Origin of the sequence: Pseudomonas sp. LAP_36, from assembly GCF_019456785.1 — a bacterium.
In the GTDB taxonomy this organism is placed as follows: domain Bacteria; phylum Pseudomonadota; class Gammaproteobacteria; order Pseudomonadales; family Pseudomonadaceae; genus Aquipseudomonas; species Aquipseudomonas tritici.
Genome location: NZ_JAHZMS010000011.1, coordinates 83,311 through 101,056, shown reverse-complemented (window position 1 = coordinate 101,056; position 17,746 = coordinate 83,311). Strand labels below are relative to the sequence as shown.

Here is a 17,746-nt window from a genome sequence, read left to right as displayed (position 1 = left end):
TGACGCGAATCGAGAGCGGGGCTGTTTAGCCCGCTCTCTGCTCCGCCAGGAGGAAAGGCCTTGAAAGACCTACTGAATTTGCTGAAAAACCAGGGTCAAGTCGAAGAGTTCGACGCCATCCGTATTGGATTGGCATCGCCTGAGATGATCCGTTCGTGGTCGTTCGGTGAAGTTAAAAAGCCGGAAACCATTAACTACCGTACGTTCAAACCTGAACGTGACGGCCTGTTCTGCGCCAAGATCTTTGGCCCGGTTAAGGATTACGAGTGTCTGTGCGGTAAGTACAAGCGCTTGAAGCACCGTGGTGTGATCTGCGAGAAGTGCGGCGTTGAAGTCGCACTGGCCAAGGTTCGTCGTGAGCGCATGGCGCACATCGAACTGGCTTCGCCGGTTGCCCACATCTGGTTCCTGAAATCGCTGCCGTCCCGTATCGGCTTGCTGATGGACATGACCCTGCGTGATATCGAACGCGTTCTCTACTTCGAGAGCTACGTCGTTATCGACCCAGGCATGACCACCCTTGAAAAAGGTCAGCTGCTGAACGACGAACAGTACTTCGAAGCGCTGGAAGAGTTCGGCGACGATTTCGATGCCCGCATGGGTGCCGAAGCTGTCCGTGAGCTGCTGCACGCTATCGACCTGGAACACGAGATTGGCCGTCTGCGTGAAGAAATTCCGCAAACCAACTCCGAAACCAAAATCAAGAAGCTGTCCAAGCGTCTGAAGTTGATGGAAGCCTTCCAGGGTTCCGGCAACTTGCCAGAGTGGATGGTGCTGACCGTTCTGCCGGTTCTGCCGCCAGACCTGCGTCCGCTGGTACCGTTGGACGGTGGTCGTTTCGCGACGTCCGACCTCAACGACCTGTACCGCCGCGTGATCAACCGTAACAACCGCTTGAAGCGCCTGCTCGATCTGTCCGCTCCGGACATCATCGTGCGCAACGAAAAGCGTATGTTGCAAGAAGCTGTCGATGCCTTGCTCGACAACGGTCGTCGTGGCCGCGCTATCACTGGTTCGAACAAGCGTCCTCTGAAATCCCTGGCTGACATGATCAAGGGTAAGCAAGGTCGTTTCCGTCAGAACTTGCTCGGTAAGCGTGTTGACTACTCCGGTCGTTCGGTAATTACCGTAGGCCCGACCCTGCGTCTGCATCAGTGCGGTCTGCCTAAGAAGATGGCACTTGAGCTGTTCAAGCCATTCATCTTCGGCAAGCTGGAAATGCGCGGTCTCGCGACCACCATCAAAGCGGCCAAGAAAATGGTCGAGCGCGAACTGCCAGAGGTTTGGGACGTTCTCGCTGAAGTGATTCGCGAACACCCGGTTCTCCTCAACCGTGCACCGACCCTTCACCGTCTGGGTATCCAGGCGTTTGAACCGGTACTGATCGAAGGTAAGGCTATCCAGCTGCACCCTCTGGTCTGTGCTGCGTACAACGCCGACTTCGACGGCGACCAAATGGCCGTGCACGTACCGCTGACACTGGAAGCCCAGTTGGAAGCGCGTGCGTTGATGATGTCGACCAACAACATTCTGTCGCCAGCCAACGGTGAGCCAATCATTGTTCCGTCGCAGGACGTTGTATTGGGTCTGTACTACATGACCCGTGAAGCGATCAACGCCAAAGGCGAAGGTCGTGTGTTCGCTGACCTGCAAGAAGTTGACCGTGTGTTCCGTGCCGGCGAAGCCGCACTGCACGCCAAGGTCAAAGTGCGGATCAACGAAACCGTCAATGACCGTGACGGTGGCAGCGTGAGCGGCACTCGTATCGTCGACACCACTGTCGGCCGTGCGCTGTTGTATCAAGTTGTGCCAAAAGGTCTGTCGTACGACGTCGTCAACCTGCCGATGAAGAAAAAGGCGATCTCCAAGCTGATCAACCAGTGCTACCGCGTGGTTGGTTTGAAAGAGACCGTTATCTTCGCTGACCAGTTGATGTACACCGGTTTTGCTTATTCGACCATCTCCGGCGTTTCCATCGGTGTTAACGACTTCGTTATCCCTGATGAAAAAGCTCGCATCATCGCGGCTGCAACCGATGAAGTGAAAGAGATCGAAAGCCAGTACGCCTCGGGCCTGGTAACACAGGGCGAGAAGTACAACAAAGTGATCGACCTTTGGTCCAAGGCCAACGACGAAGTGTCGAAGGCGATGATGGCTAACCTCTCGAAAGAGAAGGTTATCGACCGTCATGGCGTAGAGGTCGATCAAGAGTCGTTCAACTCGATGTACATGATGGCCGACTCGGGCGCACGGGGTTCTGCTGCGCAGATCCGTCAGCTCGCCGGTATGCGTGGCCTGATGGCCAAGCCGGACGGTTCCATCATCGAAACGCCGATTACTGCGAACTTCCGTGAAGGTTTGAGCGTACTTCAGTACTTCATCTCGACTCACGGTGCTCGTAAAGGTCTGGCGGATACCGCGTTGAAAACCGCTAACTCCGGTTACCTGACTCGTCGTCTGGTAGACGTTGCGCAAGACTTGGTTGTGACTGAAGTTGACTGCGGTACCGAACACGGTCTGCTGATGACTCCGCACATCGAAGGCGGCGACGTTGTAGAACCGTTGGGTGAGCGCGTACTGGGCCGAGTCATTGCCCGTGACGTATTCAAGCCAGGTACCGAGGAAGTTATCGTTCCTGCTGGCACCCTGGTAGATGAAAAGTGGGTCGAGTTCATCGAACTCAACAGCATCGACGAAGTGATCGTTCGCTCGCCGATCAGCTGCGAAACCCGCTACGGCATCTGCGCCAAGTGCTACGGCCGTGACTTGGCTCGTGGTCACCAGGTGAATATCGGTGAAGCGGTCGGCGTTATCGCTGCCCAGTCCATCGGTGAGCCGGGTACCCAGCTGACCATGCGTACGTTCCACATCGGTGGTGCGGCAAGCCGGACCTCCGCAGCTGACAGCGTTCAGGTGAAGAATGGCGGTACTGTCCGTCTGCACAACCTGAAACACGTTGAGCGAGTGGATGGCTGCCTGGTTGCTGTGTCCCGTTCCGGTGAGCTGGCAATCGCTGATGACTACGGTCGTGAGCGTGAGCGTTACAAGCTGCCGTACGGTGCTGTGATTTCGGTTAAAGAAGGTGACAAGGTCGACGCTGGCGCAATCGTGGCCAAGTGGGATCCGCACACTCACCCAATCGTTACCGAAATGAAAGGTACCGTGACCTACGTGGGCATGGAAGAAGGCATCACGATCAAGCGTCAGACTGACGAATTGACCGGTATGACCAACATTGAAGTACTCGACGCGAAAGATCGTCCAGCTGCCGGTAAAGACATCCGTCCTGCCGTTAAGATGGTCGATGACAACGGCAAGGATCTGTTGCTGCCAGGCACTGACGTAATCGCTCAGTACTTCCTGCCAGCCAACGCCCTGGTCGGTGTAGCGGATGGTGCGAAGATCGCGATCGGTGATGTTATCGCGCGTATCCCGCAAGAAACTTCGAAGACCCGTGACATCACCGGTGGTCTGCCGCGTGTTGCCGACTTGTTCGAAGCGCGTCGTCCGAAAGAAGCGTCGATTCTGGCTGAAGTCAGCGGCACCATCGCGTTCGGTAAAGAGACCAAAGGCAAGCGCCGTCTGGTCATTACCCCGAACGACGGTAGCGATCCGTACGAAGAGCTGATTCCGAAGTGGCGTCACCTGAACGTCTTCGAAGGCGAACAGGTAAACCGCGGCGAAGTTATCTCCGACGGCCCAAGCGATCCACACGACATCCTGCGTCTGCTGGGTGTGAGTGCGCTGGCCAAGTACATCGTTAACGAGATCCAGGACGTTTATCGCCTGCAAGGCGTGAAGATCAACGATAAGCACATCGAGACCATCCTGCGTCAGATGCTGCGTAAAGTTGAAATCGCTGAATCCGGCGATTCCAGTTTCATCAAGGGCGACCAGATGGAATTGACTCACGTACTGGTAGAGAACGAGCGTCTGGCTGGCGACGAGAAATTCGTTTCCAAGTTCACTCGTGTGCTGCTGGGTATCACCAAGGCGTCGTTGTCCACTGAGTCGTTCATCTCGGCGGCCTCCTTCCAGGAGACCACTCGCGTACTGACCGAAGCAGCGGTAACCGGCAAGCGCGATTACCTGCGCGGCCTGAAAGAAAACGTGGTTGTGGGTCGTTTGATCCCAGCTGGTACCGGTTTGGCTTACCACAGCGAGCGCAAGCGCCGCCGTGATGCTGACAAGCCGCTGCGCGTGAGCGCCAGTGAAGTGGAAGCTGCACTGACCGAAGCGCTGAACTCTAGCGGTAACTGAGTTCTGCGATAAATAAGTCTGGGCCCTGGCAGCCCCCATTCGTCGGATCGAGGCAGTTTTGCCCCGGTTCGATGAGCGGGGATGTCGGGGCCTTGCCTTGACTGGGGACAAGATCCTCTTTAGACTCTTGTACCCCTAAATTTGGCGGGAATTCGTTCCTGCCATTTTGCTTTTCTTGCAAGACAATAGCGTCGCAAGACAACAGTGGAGCTAGTAGATGGCAACTATCAACCAGCTGGTACGTCAGCCGCGTAAGCGTATCGTCGAGAAATCCGACGTGCCTGCGCTGCAGAACTGCCCGCAACGTCGTGGCGTATGCACTCGCGTGTATACCACTACGCCGAAAAAACCTAACTCGGCACTGCGTAAAGTATGCCGTGTGCGCCTGACCAACGGTTTCGAGGTTTCCTCGTACATCGGTGGTGAAGGTCACAACCTGCAAGAGCACAGCGTGGTACTGATCCGCGGCGGTCGTGTAAAAGACTTGCCAGGTGTTCGTTACCACACCGTACGCGGCTCCTTGGATACTTCCGGCGTTAAAGGTCGTAACCAGGGTCGTTCGAAGTACGGTACCAAGAAGCCTAAGTAGTAGCGGCTTTTTGTAAAATTGAATCATCTTATTTTCTGAGTCGATAAGAGTAAGGTCGGAGCCGTCCCGAAAGGGCGCTAATTCCGAGCGAACCTGAAGACCGTTTGAGGGCTTATCCATGCCAAGAAGACGCGTAGCAGCCAAGCGCGAAGTGCTTGACGATCCAAAATACGGAAGCCAAATTCTGGCCAAGTTCATGAACCACGTAATGGAAAGCGGCAAGAAAGCCGTTGCCGAGCGTATCGTTTATGGCGCGCTGGAAAAGGTTAAAGAACGCAAGAACAGCGACCCCCTGGAAATCTTCGAGAAAGCTCTCGACGCCATCGCTCCGCTGGTCGAAGTGAAGTCGCGCCGTGTAGGCGGTGCTACTTACCAGGTTCCGGTTGAAGTTCGTCCGTCCCGTCGTAACGCTCTGGCAATGCGCTGGTTGGTAGACTTCGCCCGTAAGCGCGGCGAGAAGTCTATGGCCCTGCGTTTGGCTGGCGAACTGTTGGACGCTGCTGAAGGTAAAGGTGCTGCTGTTAAGAAGCGTGAAGACGTGCACCGTATGGCTGAAGCTAACAAAGCTTTCTCGCACTACCGCTTCTAATCTTAGCTTCACTAATTTTGCGAGGGCTTTATGGCTCGTACTACTCCGATTAGCCGTTACCGTAACATCGGTATCGTTGCTCACGTGGATGCTGGTAAAACCACCACCACCGAGCGCGTACTGTTTTACACCGGCAAAAGTCACAAGATGGGCGAGGTGCATGACGGCGCCGCGACCACAGACTGGATGGTTCAGGAGCAGGAGCGTGGTATTACCATTACTTCTGCTGCTATTACCGCCTTCTGGAAAGGTTCCGAGAAGCAGTACAAAGATGAGCACCGCTTCAACGTAATCGATACCCCGGGCCACGTAGACTTCACCATTGAAGTTGAGCGTTCCCTGCGCGTACTCGACGGCGCTGTCGTTGTGTTCTGCGGTACCTCGGGCGTTGAGCCTCAGTCGGAAACCGTATGGCGTCAAGCCAACAAATACGGCGTTCCACGTCTTGTTTACGTAAACAAGATGGACCGTGCTGGTGCGAACTTCCTGCGCGTGATCGGTCAGATCAAGCAGCGTCTGGGTCACACCCCGGTGCCAATCCAGTTGGCTATCGGTTCCGAGGATAATTTCCAAGGCCAGATCGATCTGCTGACCATGGAAGCTGTTTACTGGAACGACGCTGACAAAGGTATGGTTCCTGTTCGCAAGCCTATCCCTGCTGAACTGCAGGAACTGGCTGACGAATGGCGCAACAACATGGTTGAAGCTGCGGCCGAAGCCAACGAAGAGCTGATGAACAAGTACCTCGAAGGTGAAGAACTCACCAACGTGGAAATCAAGGCCGCTCTGCGTCAGCGTACTATCGCTGGTGAGATCGTCTTGGCTGTTTGCGGTTCCTCGTTCAAGAACAAGGGTGTTCCCCTGGTTCTCGATGCTGTGATCGACTACCTGCCAGCGCCAGTTGATATTCCTGCCATCAAGGGTACTGACCCGGATGACGAGACTATCGAGCTGGAGCGTCATGCAGACGACGCAGAACCGTTCTCCGCTCTGGCATTTAAAATTGCCACTGACCCATTCGTGGGTACCTTGACCTTCGTCCGCGTTTACTCGGGCGTGCTGAACTCCGGCGACGGCGTGATCAACTCGGTTAAAGGCAAGAAAGAGCGCGTGGGTCGTATGGTGCAAATGCACGCAAACGCCCGCGAAGAGATCAAGGAAGTACGCGCTGGTGACATCGCGGCCTTGATCGGCATGAAGGACGTCACCACCGGTGAAACCTTGTGCAACGCTGACAAGCCAATCATCCTGGTTCGCATGGACTTCCCGGAGCCGGTTATTTCGGTAGCCGTAGAGCCTAAGACCAAGGATGACCAGGAAAAAATGGGTATCGCTCTGGGCAAGCTTGCTCAGGAAGATCCATCTTTCCGCGTCAAGACTGATGAAGAGACTGGTCAAACGATCATCTCCGGCATGGGCGAGCTTCACCTGGACATCCTGGTTGACCGGATGCGCCGTGAGTTCAACGTCGAAGCCAACATCGGTAAGCCTCAGGTTTCCTATCGTGAGCGCATCACGAAAAACTGTGAAATCGAAGGCAAGTTCGTTCGTCAGTCCGGCGGTCGTGGTCAGTTCGGTCACTGCTGGATCCGTTTTGCTCCTGCTGACGAAGGTCAGGAAGGTCTGCAATTCGTGAACGAAGTAGTAGGTGGTGTTGTTCCTAAGGAGTACATCCCTGCTATCCAGAAGGGTATCGAAGAGCAGATGAAGAACGGTGTTGTTGCCGGCTATCCGCTGATCGGCCTGAAAGCAACCGTTTTTGACGGTTCTTACCACGACGTCGACTCCAACGAGATGGCGTTTAAGGTGGCTGCTTCCATGGCAACCAAGCAACTGGCCCAGAAGGGCGGTGGTGAGTTGCTTGAGCCAATCATGGCGGTAGAAGTTGTTACACCTGAAGACTATATGGGTGATGTCATGGGCGACCTTAACCGTCGTCGCGGCATGATCTTGGGTATGGAAGACACGGTTTCCGGCAAAGTGATTCGCGCCGAGGTTCCGTTGGGTGAGATGTTCGGTTATGCGACCGACGTTCGCTCCATGTCTCAGGGTCGCGCAAGCTACTCTATGGAATTCAAAAAATACAACACAGCTCCGGCGCACATCGCTGAAACTGTATCCAAAAAACAAGGCTGATTCAGTCCTTTAGGCAAGGAGTTAATTGTCGTGGCTAAAGAAAAATTTGATCGTTCCCTACCGCACGTCAACGTTGGCACCATCGGTCACGTTGACCACGGTAAAACCACTCTGACTGCTGCTCTGACTCGCGTTTGCTCCGAAGTTTTCGGTTCTGCAATCGTTGATTTCGATAAAATCGACAGCGCACCAGAAGAGAAAGCTCGTGGTATCACCATCAACACCGCGCACGTTGAATACAACTCGCTGATCCGTCACTACGCTCACGTTGACTGCCCAGGTCACGCTGACTATGTGAAGAACATGATCACCGGTGCTGCTCAAATGGACGGCGCTATCCTGGTTTGCTCGGCCGCTGATGGTCCGATGCCACAGACCCGTGAGCACATCCTGCTGTCCCGCCAGGTAGGCGTTCCGTACATCGTGGTTTACCTGAACAAGGCTGACCTGGTAGACGACGCTGAGCTGCTGGAACTGGTTGAGATGGAAGTGCGCGATCTGCTGAGCACTTACGACTTCCCAGGTGACGACACTCCGATCATCATCGGTTCTGCTCGTATGGCTCTGGAAGGCAAAGACGATAACGAAATGGGCACCACGTCCGTTCGTAAACTGGTTGAGACTCTGGACAGCTACATCCCAGATCCAGTCCGTGTTATCGACAAGCCGTTCCTGATGCCAATCGAAGACGTATTCTCGATCTCTGGTCGCGGTACTGTTGTGACTGGTCGTATCGAGCGCGGTATCGTTAAGGTTCAAGATCCACTGGAAATCGTTGGTCTGCGTGACACTACCGTCACCACCTGCACCGGTGTTGAAATGTTCCGTAAACTGCTCGACGAAGGTCGTGCTGGCGAGAACTGCGGCGTTCTGCTGCGTGGTACCAAGCGTGACGACGTTGAGCGTGGCCAGGTTCTGGTTAAGCCAGGTTCGGTTAAGCCGCACACCAAGTTCGAAGCTGAAGTGTACGTGCTGAGCAAAGAAGAAGGCGGTCGTCACACTCCGTTCTTCAAAGGCTACCGTCCACAGTTCTACTTCCGTACTACTGACGTGACTGGTAACTGCGAACTGCCGGAAGGCGTTGAGATGGTAATGCCGGGCGACAACATCAAAATGGTTGTTACCCTGATCAAAACTATCGCAATGGAAGACGGTCTGCGTTTCGCTATTCGCGAAGGCGGCCGTACCGTTGGTGCTGGCGTTGTAGCTAAAATCATCGAGTAATTATCTCTTCTGAGATAGCTTCGATGTTTTGAGAAGGCCCCCGCTTAGCGGGGGCCTTTTTTATTGGGTTGACACCCATCTGGGGCGTCTATAGAATTGCGCCTCCTTTTAACGGGCGTATTGCGCTCGCTGGGAATAGCAGCCGGAGTCTGAAATCCAATGCAAAATCAGCAAATCCGTATCAGGTTGAAGGCTTTTGACCATCGCCTGATCGACCAATCCACCCAGGAAATCGTGGAAACCGCGAAACGTACTGGTGCTCAAGTGCGTGGTCCAATTCCACTGCCTACCCGTAAAGAGCGGTTCACCGTTCTGGTCTCCCCGCACGTCAACAAAGACGCGCGTGACCAGTACGAGATCCGTACTCATAAGCGCGTACTGGACATCGTCCAGCCAACGGATAAAACCGTTGATGCACTTATGAAGCTCGATCTGGCGGCCGGTGTGGAAGTACAGATCAGCCTCGGCTAAGACTTGGGTCTTAGTCGTGTAACGCTCTGAAATGGGCGGCCATAGCGGGTGAAAGCCCCGTACACTCATGAGGTTTACAACATGACTATTGGTGTAGTCGGTCGTAAATGCGGTATGACCCGTATTTTCACCGAAGAAGGTGTCTCCATTCCGGTTACGGTCATTGAGATCGAGCCGAATCGCGTCACCCAGTTCAAAACTGAAGAGACCGATGGCTATCGTGCAGTGCAAGTCACTGTCGGCGAGCGTCGTGCTTCGCGTGTGACTGCTGCTCAAGCAGGTCACTTCGCTAAAGCAAACGTTGCAGCTGGTCGCACTGTTATGGAGTTCCGTCTTGAAGACGGCGACTACCAGGCTGGCGATCTGATCAACGCTGAAATCTTCGCCGCTGGTCAACTGGTTGATGTAACCGGTCAGTCCAAAGGTAAAGGCTTCCAGGGTACGATCAAGCGTTGGAATTTCCGTGGCCAAGACAACACTCACGGTAACTCCGTCTCCCACCGCGTCCCGGGCTCTATTGGCCAGTGCCAGACTCCTGGTCGTGTATTCAAGGGCAAAAAAATGTCCGGTCATATGGGCGCTGAGCGCGTGACCGTGCAGTCCCTCGAAGTAGTGCGCGTCGACGCTGAACGCAATCTGTTGTTGGTCAAGGGTGCTGTTCCTGGCGCTACTGGCGGCAACCTGGTTGTACGTCCAGCGGCCAAGGCTCGCGGTTAAGGGGAAGCTGACATGCAATTAAATGTAAATGACGCTCAAGCGATCGAAGTTTCCGAACTGACATTTGGCGGCGAATTCAACGAGACGCTCGTTCACCAAGCAGTCGTGGCCTACATGGCCGGCGGCCGTCAAGGTAGCAAGCAGCAAAAGACCCGTTCCGACGTTCGTGGTGGCGGTAAGCGCCCTTGGCGTCAGAAAGGTACTGGCCGTGCTCGTGCCGGTACTATCCGTAGCCCAATCTGGCGTGGCGGTGGTACCACTTTCGCAGCTCGTCCACAGGATCACTCGCAGAAGCTCAACAAGAAGATGTATCGCGCAGCACTGCGCTCCATCCTTGCTGAACTCGTGCGTACCGATCGTCTGGTTGTGGTTCAGGACTTCGCTGTTGAAAGTCCAAAAACTAAAGACCTGCTGGGCAAACTGAACGACATGAGCCTGACCGACGTTTTGATCGTGTCTGAAGCTGTTGATCAGAACCTGTACCTGGCTGCTCGCAACCTGCCACACGTTGATGTACGTGACGTGCAAGGTTCCGATCCAGTTAGTCTGATCGCATACGACAAGGTGTTGATCACCGTGTCGGCCGTGAAGAAATTCGAGGAGCTGCTGGGATGAACCAGGAACGCGTATTTAAAGTTCTGCTTGGCCCGCACGTTTCCGAAAAGGCTACGGTTCTGGCTGACAAGAAAGGCCAGTTCGTTTTCAAGGTTGCAACTGACGCAACCAAGCTGGAAATCAAGAAGGCCGTCGAAAGCCTGTTCAGCGTGAAAGTAGAGCGTGTTACTACCCTGAATGTTCTGGGTAAGAGCAAGCGCACTGCTCGCGGTCTGGGCAAGCGTAATGACTGGAAGAAGGCAGTTATCTCCCTTCAGCCAGGCCAAGATCTCGATTTCAGCAGCAGTGCTGAGTAAGGAAGGGGTGCATCATGGCAATCGTTAAATGCAAACCGACTTCCCCTGGCCGCCGTTTTGTGGTCAAGGTGGTCAACCAGGAGCTGCATAAAGGCGCTCCTCACGCACCGCTGCTCGAGAAAAAATCGAAGACTGGTGGTCGTAACAACAATGGTCGTATTACCACTCGTCACATCGGTGGTGGCCATAAGCAGCATTATCGTCTGGTCGATTTCCGTCGCAACGACAAAGATGGCATCTCCGCCACTGTCGAGCGTATTGAATACGATCCAAACCGTACTGCTCACATCGCTCTGCTGCTGTACGCAGATGGCGAGCGTCGCTACATCATCGCCCCTAAAGGCGTGAGCGCTGGCGACCAGCTGATCGCAGGTGCCTTGGCGCCGATCAAGCCGGGCAACGCTCTGCAACTGCGCAACATTCCAGTTGGTAGCACCGTACACGGCATCGAATTGAAGCCAGGTAAAGGCGCGCAAATCGCTCGTTCCGCTGGTGCTTCGGCTCAGCTGATCGCTCGTGAAGGTGTCTACGTGACCCTGCGTCTGCGTTCTGGTGAGATGCGTAAAGTGCTGGCTGAATGCCGCGCGACCTTGGGTGAAGTCTCGAACTCCGAGCACAGCCTTCGTTCGCTGGGTAAAGCTGGTGCCAAACGCTGGCGTGGCGTTCGCCCAACCGTTCGTGGTGTTGCCATGAACCCGGTTGACCACCCACACGGTGGTGGTGAAGGTCGTACCTCTGGTGGTCGTCATCCGGTATCGCCATGGGGCTTCCCGACTAAGGGCGCGAAGACTCGTGGTAATAAGCGTACCGACAAAATGATCGTCCGTCGTCGCAAGTAAATAGAGGGATACGACAGTGCCACGTTCTCTGAAAAAAGGTCCTTTTATTGATCTTCACCTACTGAAGAAGATCGAAGTGGCGGCGGAAAAGAACGATCGCAAACCAGTTAAGACCTGGTCGCGTCGTTCGATGATCCTGCCACAAATGGTCGGTTTGACCATCGCTGTACACAACGGTCGCTTGCACGTCCCAGTTCTCGTGAACGAAGACATGGTCGGCCACAAACTAGGCGAGTTTGCCGGTACCCGCACTTATCGTGGGCACGTGGCAGACAAGAAAGCCAAGCGTTAAGGGGTTAGGAAATGGAAGTAGCCGCTAAGTTGTCGGGCGCTCGAATCTCCGCCCAGAAAGCCCGCTTGGTCGCCGACCAGATCCGCGGGAAGAAGGTGGGCGAAGCGCTCAACCTGTTGGCTTTCAGCAGTAAGAAAGCCGCCGAGATCATGAAGAAAGTGCTGGAGTCGGCCGTAGCCAACGCCGAGCATAACGAAGGCGCAGACGTTGATGACCTGAAGGTCAGCACCGTTTTCGTCAACGAAGGGCGTTCGCTGAAGCGCATCATGCCACGTGCCAAAGGCCGTGCTGATCGCATCGTCAAGCGGTCTTGCCATATCACTGTCAAGGTTGCTGACAAGTAACGGAGTCGAAGAGATGGGTCAGAAAGTACATCCCATTGGCATTCGCCTGGGAATCGTCAAGGAGCACACCTCCGTCTGGTACGCAGACGGTCGGACTTATGCGGACTATTTGTTCGCTGATCTGAAGGTGCGTGAGTATCTCCAAGACAAACTAAAAAGCGCGTCCGTAAGCCGTATCGATATCCATCGTCCGGCGCAAACTGCACGTATCACCATCCACACCGCTCGTCCAGGTATCGTTATCGGGAAGAAAGGTGAAGATGTTGAGAAACTGCGTCAGGACCTGACCAAGCAAATGGGTGTGCCTGTGCACATCAATATCGAAGAGATCCGCAAGCCGGAGCTCGACGGTATGCTGGTTGCGCAGAGCGTAGCTCAGCAGCTGGAGCGTCGCGTAATGTTCCGTCGCGCTATGAAGCGCGCTGTACAGAACGCCATGCGCATTGGTGCCAAAGGCATCAAAATCCAAGTGAGCGGTCGTCTCGGCGGTGCTGAAATCGCACGTACTGAATGGTATCGCGAAGGTCGTGTGCCACTGCACACCCTGCGTGCCGATATCGACTATGCCAACTACGAAGCTCACACCACTTACGGTGTGATCGGTGTAAAGGTTTGGATCTTCAAAGGCGAAGTAATTGGTGGTCGCCAAGAAGAACTGAAACCACAAGCACCAGCGCCTCGTAAAAAAGCTGCTAAGTAAGGGGTACGCCAAATGTTGCAACCTAAGCGTACGAAGTTCCGCAAGCAGATGACAGGCCACAACCGTGGTCTGGCTCAGCGCGGTAGCAAAGTCAGCTTCGGCGAGTTCGCGCTGAAGTCTGTAGCTCGTGGTCGTCTCACCGCTCGTCAGATCGAGTCAGCGCGTCGTGCTCTGACCCGTCACGTTAAACGTGGCGGCAAGATCTGGATCCGTGTATTCCCGGACAAGCCTATCTCCAAAAAGCCCCTCGAAGTTCGTATGGGTAAAGGTAAGGGTAACGTGGAGTACTGGGTTGCCCAGATTCAGCCAGGCAAAGTCCTGTATGAAATCGAGGGTGTTACTGAAGAGCTGGCGCGTGAGGCTTTTGCCCTGGCTGCTGCAAAGCTGCCGCTCGCCACCGCCTTTGTTAAACGGACGGTGATGTGATGAAAGCGAATGAACTTCGTGAAAAATCCGCACAGCAGCTGAACGAGCAATTGCTCGGCTTGCTGCGCGACCAGTTCAATCTGCGTATGCAGAAAGCAACTGGCCAGTTGGGGCAGTCTCATCTGCTCTCGCAAGTTAAGCGTGACATCGCTCGCGTGAAGACTGTGCTCAACCAGCAGGCAGGTAAGTGATCATGGCTGAAGCCGAAAAGACTGTCCGTACGCTGACTGGCCGTGTTGTCAGCGACAAGATGGACAAAACCATCACCGTACTGATCGAGCGTCGCGTTAAGCACCCGATCTACGGTAAATATGTTAAGCGTTCGACTAAGCTGCACGCGCACGACGAAACCAACCAGTGCCACATCGGCGACAAAGTCACTATTCGTGAAACTCGTCCGCTGGCCAAGACCAAGTCTTGGGCATTGGTTGATGTTCTCGAACGCGCTGTGGAAGTCTAAGGACTAGGGGTCGGAGAAATTATATGATTCAGACTCAATCCATGCTCGATGTGGCCGATAACAGCGGCGCTCGCCGTGTTATGTGCATCAAGGTGCTGGGTGGCTCCCATCGTCGTTACGCTGGTATCGGTGACATCATCAAAGTTACCGTGAAGGAAGCAATTCCTCGCGGTAAGGTGAAGAAAGGCCAAGTGATGACTGCTGTTGTAGTCCGCACTCGTCACGGCGTACGTCGTGCTGATGGCTCCATTATCCGCTTTGATGGCAACGCTGCTGTTCTTCTGAACAACAAGCAAGAGCCGATCGGCACCCGTATCTTTGGGCCAGTGACCCGTGAACTTCGTACTGAGAAGTTCATGAAGATCGTCTCGCTCGCCCCAGAAGTGCTGTAAGGAGATCCGACATGCAAAAGATTCGTCGTGACGACGAGATCATCGTGATCGCCGGCAAAGACAAAGGTAAGCGCGGTAAGGTGCTTAAGGTTCTCGCTAATAACCGTCTGGTTATCGGTGGTCTGAACCTGGTTAAGCGTCATACCAAGCCTAACCCGATGTCGGGCGTACAAGGCGGTATCGTCGAAAAAGAAGCTCCACTGGACGCTTCTAACGTCGCCATTTTCAACGGCGAAACCAACAAGGCTGACCGCGTTGGTTTCAAAGTAGAAGATGGCAAGAAAATTCGTGTCTTCAAGTCGACCCAAAAAGCGGTTGATGCTTGAACACTGCTAGGTAGAAGACCATGGCACGACTAAAAGAGATTTACTGGAAAGAAATCGCACCGAAACTTAAGGAAGAACTTAAGCTTTCGAACGTGATGGAAGTTCCACGCGTTACCAAAATTACCCTGAACATGGGTCTGGGCGAAGCGGTCGGCGACAAAAAAGTCATCGAACACGCCGTTGCTGACCTAGAAAAGATCACCGGTCAAAAAGTCGTTGTGACTTACGCTCGGAAATCCATCGCTGGCTTTAAAGTCCGTGAAGGTTGGCCGATCGGCGTCAAAGTGACTCTGCGCCGTGAGCGTATGTACGAATTCCTGGATCGTCTGCTGTCGATCTCCCTGCCTCGGGTTCGCGACTTCCGCGGCCTGAATGCCAAGTCCTTCGATGGTCGTGGTAACTACAGCATGGGCGTGAAAGAGCAGATCATCTTCCCGGAAATCGACTACGACAAGATCGATGCTCTCCGCGGTCTGGACATCACCCTGACCACCACTGCCAAGAACGATGATGAAGGTCGCGCCCTGTTGCGTGCTTTCAAATTCCCGTTCCGCAACTGATTGGAGTAGGACCATGGCCAAGATGAGCATGAAAAACCGCGAGCTGAAGCGTCAGCTCACGGTTGCCAAGTACGCCAAGAAGCGTGCAGCACTGAAAGCAATCATCGTTGATCTGAACGCAAGTCCAGAAGCGCGTTGGGAAGCTACAGTTGCTCTGCAGAAGCAGCCACGTGACGCAAGCGCTTCGCGCATGCGTAACCGCTGCCGCCTGACCGGTCGTCCACACGGCGTTTACCGCAAGTTCGGCCTCGGCCGTAACAAACTGCGTGAAGCGGCAATGCGTGGTGACGTACCAGGTCTGGTTAAAGCCAGCTGGTAAGTACTTTCAGCGTCCAGGTGGTCGGTATCGCAAGATACTGACCGCCGGTGACCTTGAATCTGGAACAAGCCCCTTTTGGGGCTTGTTTCATTTCTGGAGTGTGTTTAAAATACGCGGCTCGCCTGAGCCCGTGTTTTTTATGCTCGGAGATTCTCGGCGACATATGTAGCCGCAAGGCTAATTTTTTTGTATTAGGAGCGTCTAGCCCATGAGTATGCAGGACCCGTTAGCGGACATGCTAACTCGTATCCGTAATGCCCAGATGGCTGAAAAGTCCGTCGTAAGCATGCCATCTTCCAAGTTGAAGGTAGCTGTTGCCAAAGTCCTGAAAGACGAAGGCTACATTGCGGGTTATCAGATCAGCAGCGAAACCAAGCCACTGCTGTCCATCGAGCTGAAGTACTTCGAAGGCCGTTCGGTCATCGAGGAAGTGAAGCGCGTTAGCCGTCCAGGCCTGCGTCAGTACAAGTCCGCCGAAGATCTGCCGAAAGTTCGTGGCGGTCTGGGTGTGTCTATCGTCTCCACCAACAAAGGTGTGATGACGGATCGTGCTGCGCGCGCTGCCGGTGTCGGCGGCGAAGTTCTTTGCACTGTGTTCTAAGGGGGGATAAGCATGTCACGCGTCGCTAAGAACCCCGTTAAGCTGCCAGCCGGTGTCGAAGTAAAATTCGCAGGCCAACAGCTTTCGGTGAAGGGTGCCAAGGGTACTCTTGAACTGAACATCCATTCGTCCGTTGAGATCGTTGAAGAAGCTGGTGAGCTGCGTTTCGCTGCTCGCAATGGCGATCAACAAACTCGCGCAATGGCCGGTACCACGCGTGCGTTGGTAAACAACATGGTCCAAGGCGTAAGCCAAGGCTTCGAGCGTAAGCTCCAGCTGGTCGGTGTTGGTTACAAAGCGCAAGCAAAAGGCACGGTTTTGAACCTGGCCCTTGGCTTCTCGCACCCAGTGGATTACGAACTGCCGGAAGGCATCACCGCTGAGACCCCTAGCCAAACCGATATCCTGATCAAGGGCATCGATAAGCAGCTGGTAGGTCAGGTGGCCGCTGAGATCCGCGACTTCCGTCCACCAGAGCCGTACAAAGGCAAAGGTGTGCGCTACGCGGACGAAGTCGTCCGTCGTAAAGAAGCCAAGAAGAAGTAGGGCATAGCAAATGACCGACAAAAAAGTTACTCGACTGCGTCGCGCTCGCAAAGCACGCCTGAAAATGCACGAACTCGAAGTCGTGCGTCTCTGCGTGTATCGCTCGTCGCAGCACATCTACGCCCAGGTCATCTCGGCCGACGGCAACCAGGTCCTGGCAAGCGCCTCGACTTTGGATAAAGAACTGCGTGATGGTGCCACTGGCAACATCGACGCGGCCACTAAGGTTGGCCAGCTGGTCGCTACGCGTGCTAAGGCCGCTGGCGTCTCGCAAGTGGCTTTCGACCGCTCTGGCTTCAAGTACCACGGTCGCGTGAAAGCGCTGGCTGATGCTGCTCGTGAAGCTGGGCTGGAGTTCTAAGTTATGTCAAATAACGACCAAAAGCGCGACGAAGGCTACATTGAGAAGCTGGTTCAAGTTAACCGCGTAGCCAAAACCGTTAAAGGCGGCCGTATCTTCACTTTCACCGCGTTGACCGTGGTTGGTGATGGTAAAGGGCGTGTTGGCTTCGGCCGTGGCAAGTCACGTGAAGTGCCTGCCGCGATCCAGAAGGCAATGGAAGCTGCTCGTCGCAACATGATCCAAGTTGATCTGAACGGCACCACTCTGCAGTACGCAATGAAGTCCGCTCATGGCGCTTCGAAGGTGTACATGCAGCCTGCCTCTGAAGGTACCGGTATCATCGCTGGCGGCGCTATGCGTGCTGTCCTCGAAGTTGCTGGCGTTCAGAACGTTCTGGCCAAGTGCTACGGCTCGACTAACCCGGTAAACGTGGTTCACGCCACTTTCAAAGGTTTGAAAGCTATGCAATCTCCTGAGTCCATCGCTGCGAAGCGTGGTCTGACTGTCAAGGAGATCTTCTGATCATGGCTACCGTTAAAGTAACGCTGATCAAAAGCATGACCGGCCGCATCCCTAACCACAAACTGTGCGTTAAAGGTTTGGGTCTGCGTCGCATCGGTCACACTGTAGAAGTCCAGGATACTCCCGAGAATCGCGGGATGATCAACAAGGCTTACTACATGCTGCGTGTAGAGGGTTAA

25 protein-coding genes are annotated in these 17,746 nt (G+C 54.5%); all 25 read left to right on the top strand.

Features of this window, described 5'->3' with window-relative positions; translation table 11 throughout:
* Positions 1-60 precede the first annotated feature (60 nt).
* A complete protein-coding gene (gene rpoC / locus JBO08_RS25795) occupies positions 61-4,260 on the top strand; it encodes a DNA-directed RNA polymerase subunit beta' (RefSeq protein WP_049711295.1) in 4,200 nt (1,399 codons plus the stop codon).
* Positions 4,261-4,477: 217 nt separating this feature from the next.
* Positions 4,478-4,849: a 30S ribosomal protein S12 gene (gene rpsL, locus JBO08_RS25790; protein ID WP_002555494.1), complete on the top strand. Its 372-nt coding sequence runs from the start codon at positions 4,478-4,480 to the stop codon at positions 4,847-4,849.
* Positions 4,850-4,967: 118 nt separating this feature from the next.
* Positions 4,968-5,438 (top strand): 30S ribosomal protein S7, encoded by a 471-nt coding sequence (gene rpsG, locus JBO08_RS25785; RefSeq protein ID WP_002555493.1) that lies wholly within the window; start codon positions 4,968-4,970, stop codon positions 5,436-5,438.
* A 30-nt stretch (positions 5,439-5,468) separates the two neighbouring features.
* On the top strand, positions 5,469-7,574 hold the full coding sequence (gene fusA, locus JBO08_RS25780) for an elongation factor G (protein ID WP_015886136.1): 2,106 nt from the start codon (positions 5,469-5,471) through the stop codon (positions 7,572-7,574).
* Positions 7,575-7,604: 30 nt separating this feature from the next.
* Positions 7,605-8,798 (top strand): elongation factor Tu, encoded by a 1,194-nt coding sequence (gene tuf, locus JBO08_RS25775; RefSeq protein WP_003176426.1) that lies wholly within the window; start codon positions 7,605-7,607, stop codon positions 8,796-8,798.
* Positions 8,799-8,957: 159 nt separating this feature from the next.
* Complete coding sequence (rpsJ, locus tag JBO08_RS25770; protein ID WP_003186070.1) at positions 8,958-9,269, top strand: 30S ribosomal protein S10; 312 nt, start codon at positions 8,958-8,960, stop codon at positions 9,267-9,269.
* 81 nt (positions 9,270-9,350) lie between these two features.
* On the top strand, positions 9,351-9,986 hold the full coding sequence (gene rplC, locus JBO08_RS25765; RefSeq protein WP_003194649.1) for a 50S ribosomal protein L3: 636 nt from the start codon (positions 9,351-9,353) through the stop codon (positions 9,984-9,986).
* 12 nt (positions 9,987-9,998) lie between these two features.
* A complete protein-coding gene (rplD, locus tag JBO08_RS25760) occupies positions 9,999-10,601 on the top strand; it encodes a 50S ribosomal protein L4 (RefSeq protein ID WP_049711296.1) in 603 nt (200 codons plus the stop codon).
* Positions 10,598-10,897, top strand: a complete 300-nt coding sequence (rplW, locus tag JBO08_RS25755; RefSeq protein ID WP_002555488.1) for a 50S ribosomal protein L23 — start codon at positions 10,598-10,600, stop codon at positions 10,895-10,897. Before rplD ends, rplW begins: the two co-directional genes overlap by 4 nt.
* Positions 10,898-10,911: 14 nt before the next feature.
* A complete protein-coding gene (rplB, locus tag JBO08_RS25750; RefSeq protein ID WP_003176423.1) occupies positions 10,912-11,736 on the top strand; it encodes a 50S ribosomal protein L2 in 825 nt (274 codons plus the stop codon).
* Positions 11,737-11,752: 16 nt separating this feature from the next.
* Positions 11,753-12,028 (top strand): 30S ribosomal protein S19, encoded by a 276-nt coding sequence (gene rpsS / locus JBO08_RS25745; RefSeq protein ID WP_003232420.1) that lies wholly within the window; start codon positions 11,753-11,755, stop codon positions 12,026-12,028.
* Between the two features lie 11 nt (positions 12,029-12,039).
* Positions 12,040-12,372 (top strand): 50S ribosomal protein L22, encoded by a 333-nt coding sequence (gene rplV / locus JBO08_RS25740; protein WP_003103908.1) that lies wholly within the window; start codon positions 12,040-12,042, stop codon positions 12,370-12,372.
* Between the two features lie 13 nt (positions 12,373-12,385).
* Entirely contained in the window at positions 12,386-13,072 is a 687-nt protein-coding gene (gene rpsC, locus JBO08_RS25735) for a 30S ribosomal protein S3 (RefSeq protein ID WP_003176422.1), read from the top strand.
* A 12-nt stretch (positions 13,073-13,084) separates the two neighbouring features.
* On the top strand, positions 13,085-13,498 hold the full coding sequence (rplP, locus tag JBO08_RS25730; RefSeq protein WP_003232424.1) for a 50S ribosomal protein L16: 414 nt from the start codon (positions 13,085-13,087) through the stop codon (positions 13,496-13,498).
* Positions 13,498-13,689: a 50S ribosomal protein L29 gene (rpmC, locus tag JBO08_RS25725; RefSeq protein ID WP_002555481.1), complete on the top strand. Its 192-nt coding sequence runs from the start codon at positions 13,498-13,500 to the stop codon at positions 13,687-13,689. The genes rplP and rpmC overlap by 1 nt, the downstream gene beginning before the upstream one ends.
* A 2-nt stretch (positions 13,690-13,691) precedes the next feature.
* Positions 13,692-13,958 carry a 30S ribosomal protein S17 gene (gene rpsQ, locus JBO08_RS25720; RefSeq protein WP_003176419.1) on the top strand — a complete coding sequence of 89 codons (267 nt, stop codon included), beginning with the start codon at positions 13,692-13,694 and terminating at the stop codon, positions 13,956-13,958.
* A 23-nt stretch (positions 13,959-13,981) separates the two neighbouring features.
* Complete coding sequence (gene rplN, locus JBO08_RS25715) at positions 13,982-14,350, top strand: 50S ribosomal protein L14 (RefSeq protein ID WP_002555479.1); 369 nt, start codon at positions 13,982-13,984, stop codon at positions 14,348-14,350.
* Positions 14,351-14,361: 11 nt separating this feature from the next.
* Complete coding sequence (gene rplX / locus JBO08_RS25710; protein ID WP_003176416.1) at positions 14,362-14,676, top strand: 50S ribosomal protein L24; 315 nt, start codon at positions 14,362-14,364, stop codon at positions 14,674-14,676.
* 20 nt (positions 14,677-14,696) lie between these two features.
* Complete coding sequence (rplE, locus tag JBO08_RS25705; RefSeq protein ID WP_003176415.1) at positions 14,697-15,236, top strand: 50S ribosomal protein L5; 540 nt, start codon at positions 14,697-14,699, stop codon at positions 15,234-15,236.
* 13 nt (positions 15,237-15,249) lie between these two features.
* Complete coding sequence (gene rpsN, locus JBO08_RS25700) at positions 15,250-15,555, top strand: 30S ribosomal protein S14 (protein WP_003176414.1); 306 nt, start codon at positions 15,250-15,252, stop codon at positions 15,553-15,555.
* Positions 15,556-15,763: 208 nt separating this feature from the next.
* Entirely contained in the window at positions 15,764-16,156 is a 393-nt protein-coding gene (gene rpsH, locus JBO08_RS25695; RefSeq protein ID WP_010566853.1) for a 30S ribosomal protein S8, read from the top strand.
* A gap of 12 nt (positions 16,157-16,168) precedes the next feature.
* Positions 16,169-16,702: a 50S ribosomal protein L6 gene (gene rplF / locus JBO08_RS25690; protein WP_003176412.1), complete on the top strand. Its 534-nt coding sequence runs from the start codon at positions 16,169-16,171 to the stop codon at positions 16,700-16,702.
* A 10-nt stretch (positions 16,703-16,712) separates the two neighbouring features.
* Positions 16,713-17,063 carry a 50S ribosomal protein L18 gene (rplR, locus tag JBO08_RS25685; RefSeq protein ID WP_003176410.1) on the top strand — a complete coding sequence of 117 codons (351 nt, stop codon included), beginning with the start codon at positions 16,713-16,715 and terminating at the stop codon, positions 17,061-17,063.
* Positions 17,064-17,066: 3 nt separating this feature from the next.
* Complete coding sequence (gene rpsE, locus JBO08_RS25680; RefSeq protein WP_003176409.1) at positions 17,067-17,567, top strand: 30S ribosomal protein S5; 501 nt, start codon at positions 17,067-17,069, stop codon at positions 17,565-17,567.
* Positions 17,568-17,569: 2 nt separating this feature from the next.
* Positions 17,570-17,746: a 50S ribosomal protein L30 gene (rpmD, locus tag JBO08_RS25675; RefSeq protein ID WP_003176408.1), complete on the top strand. Its 177-nt coding sequence runs from the start codon at positions 17,570-17,572 to the stop codon at positions 17,744-17,746.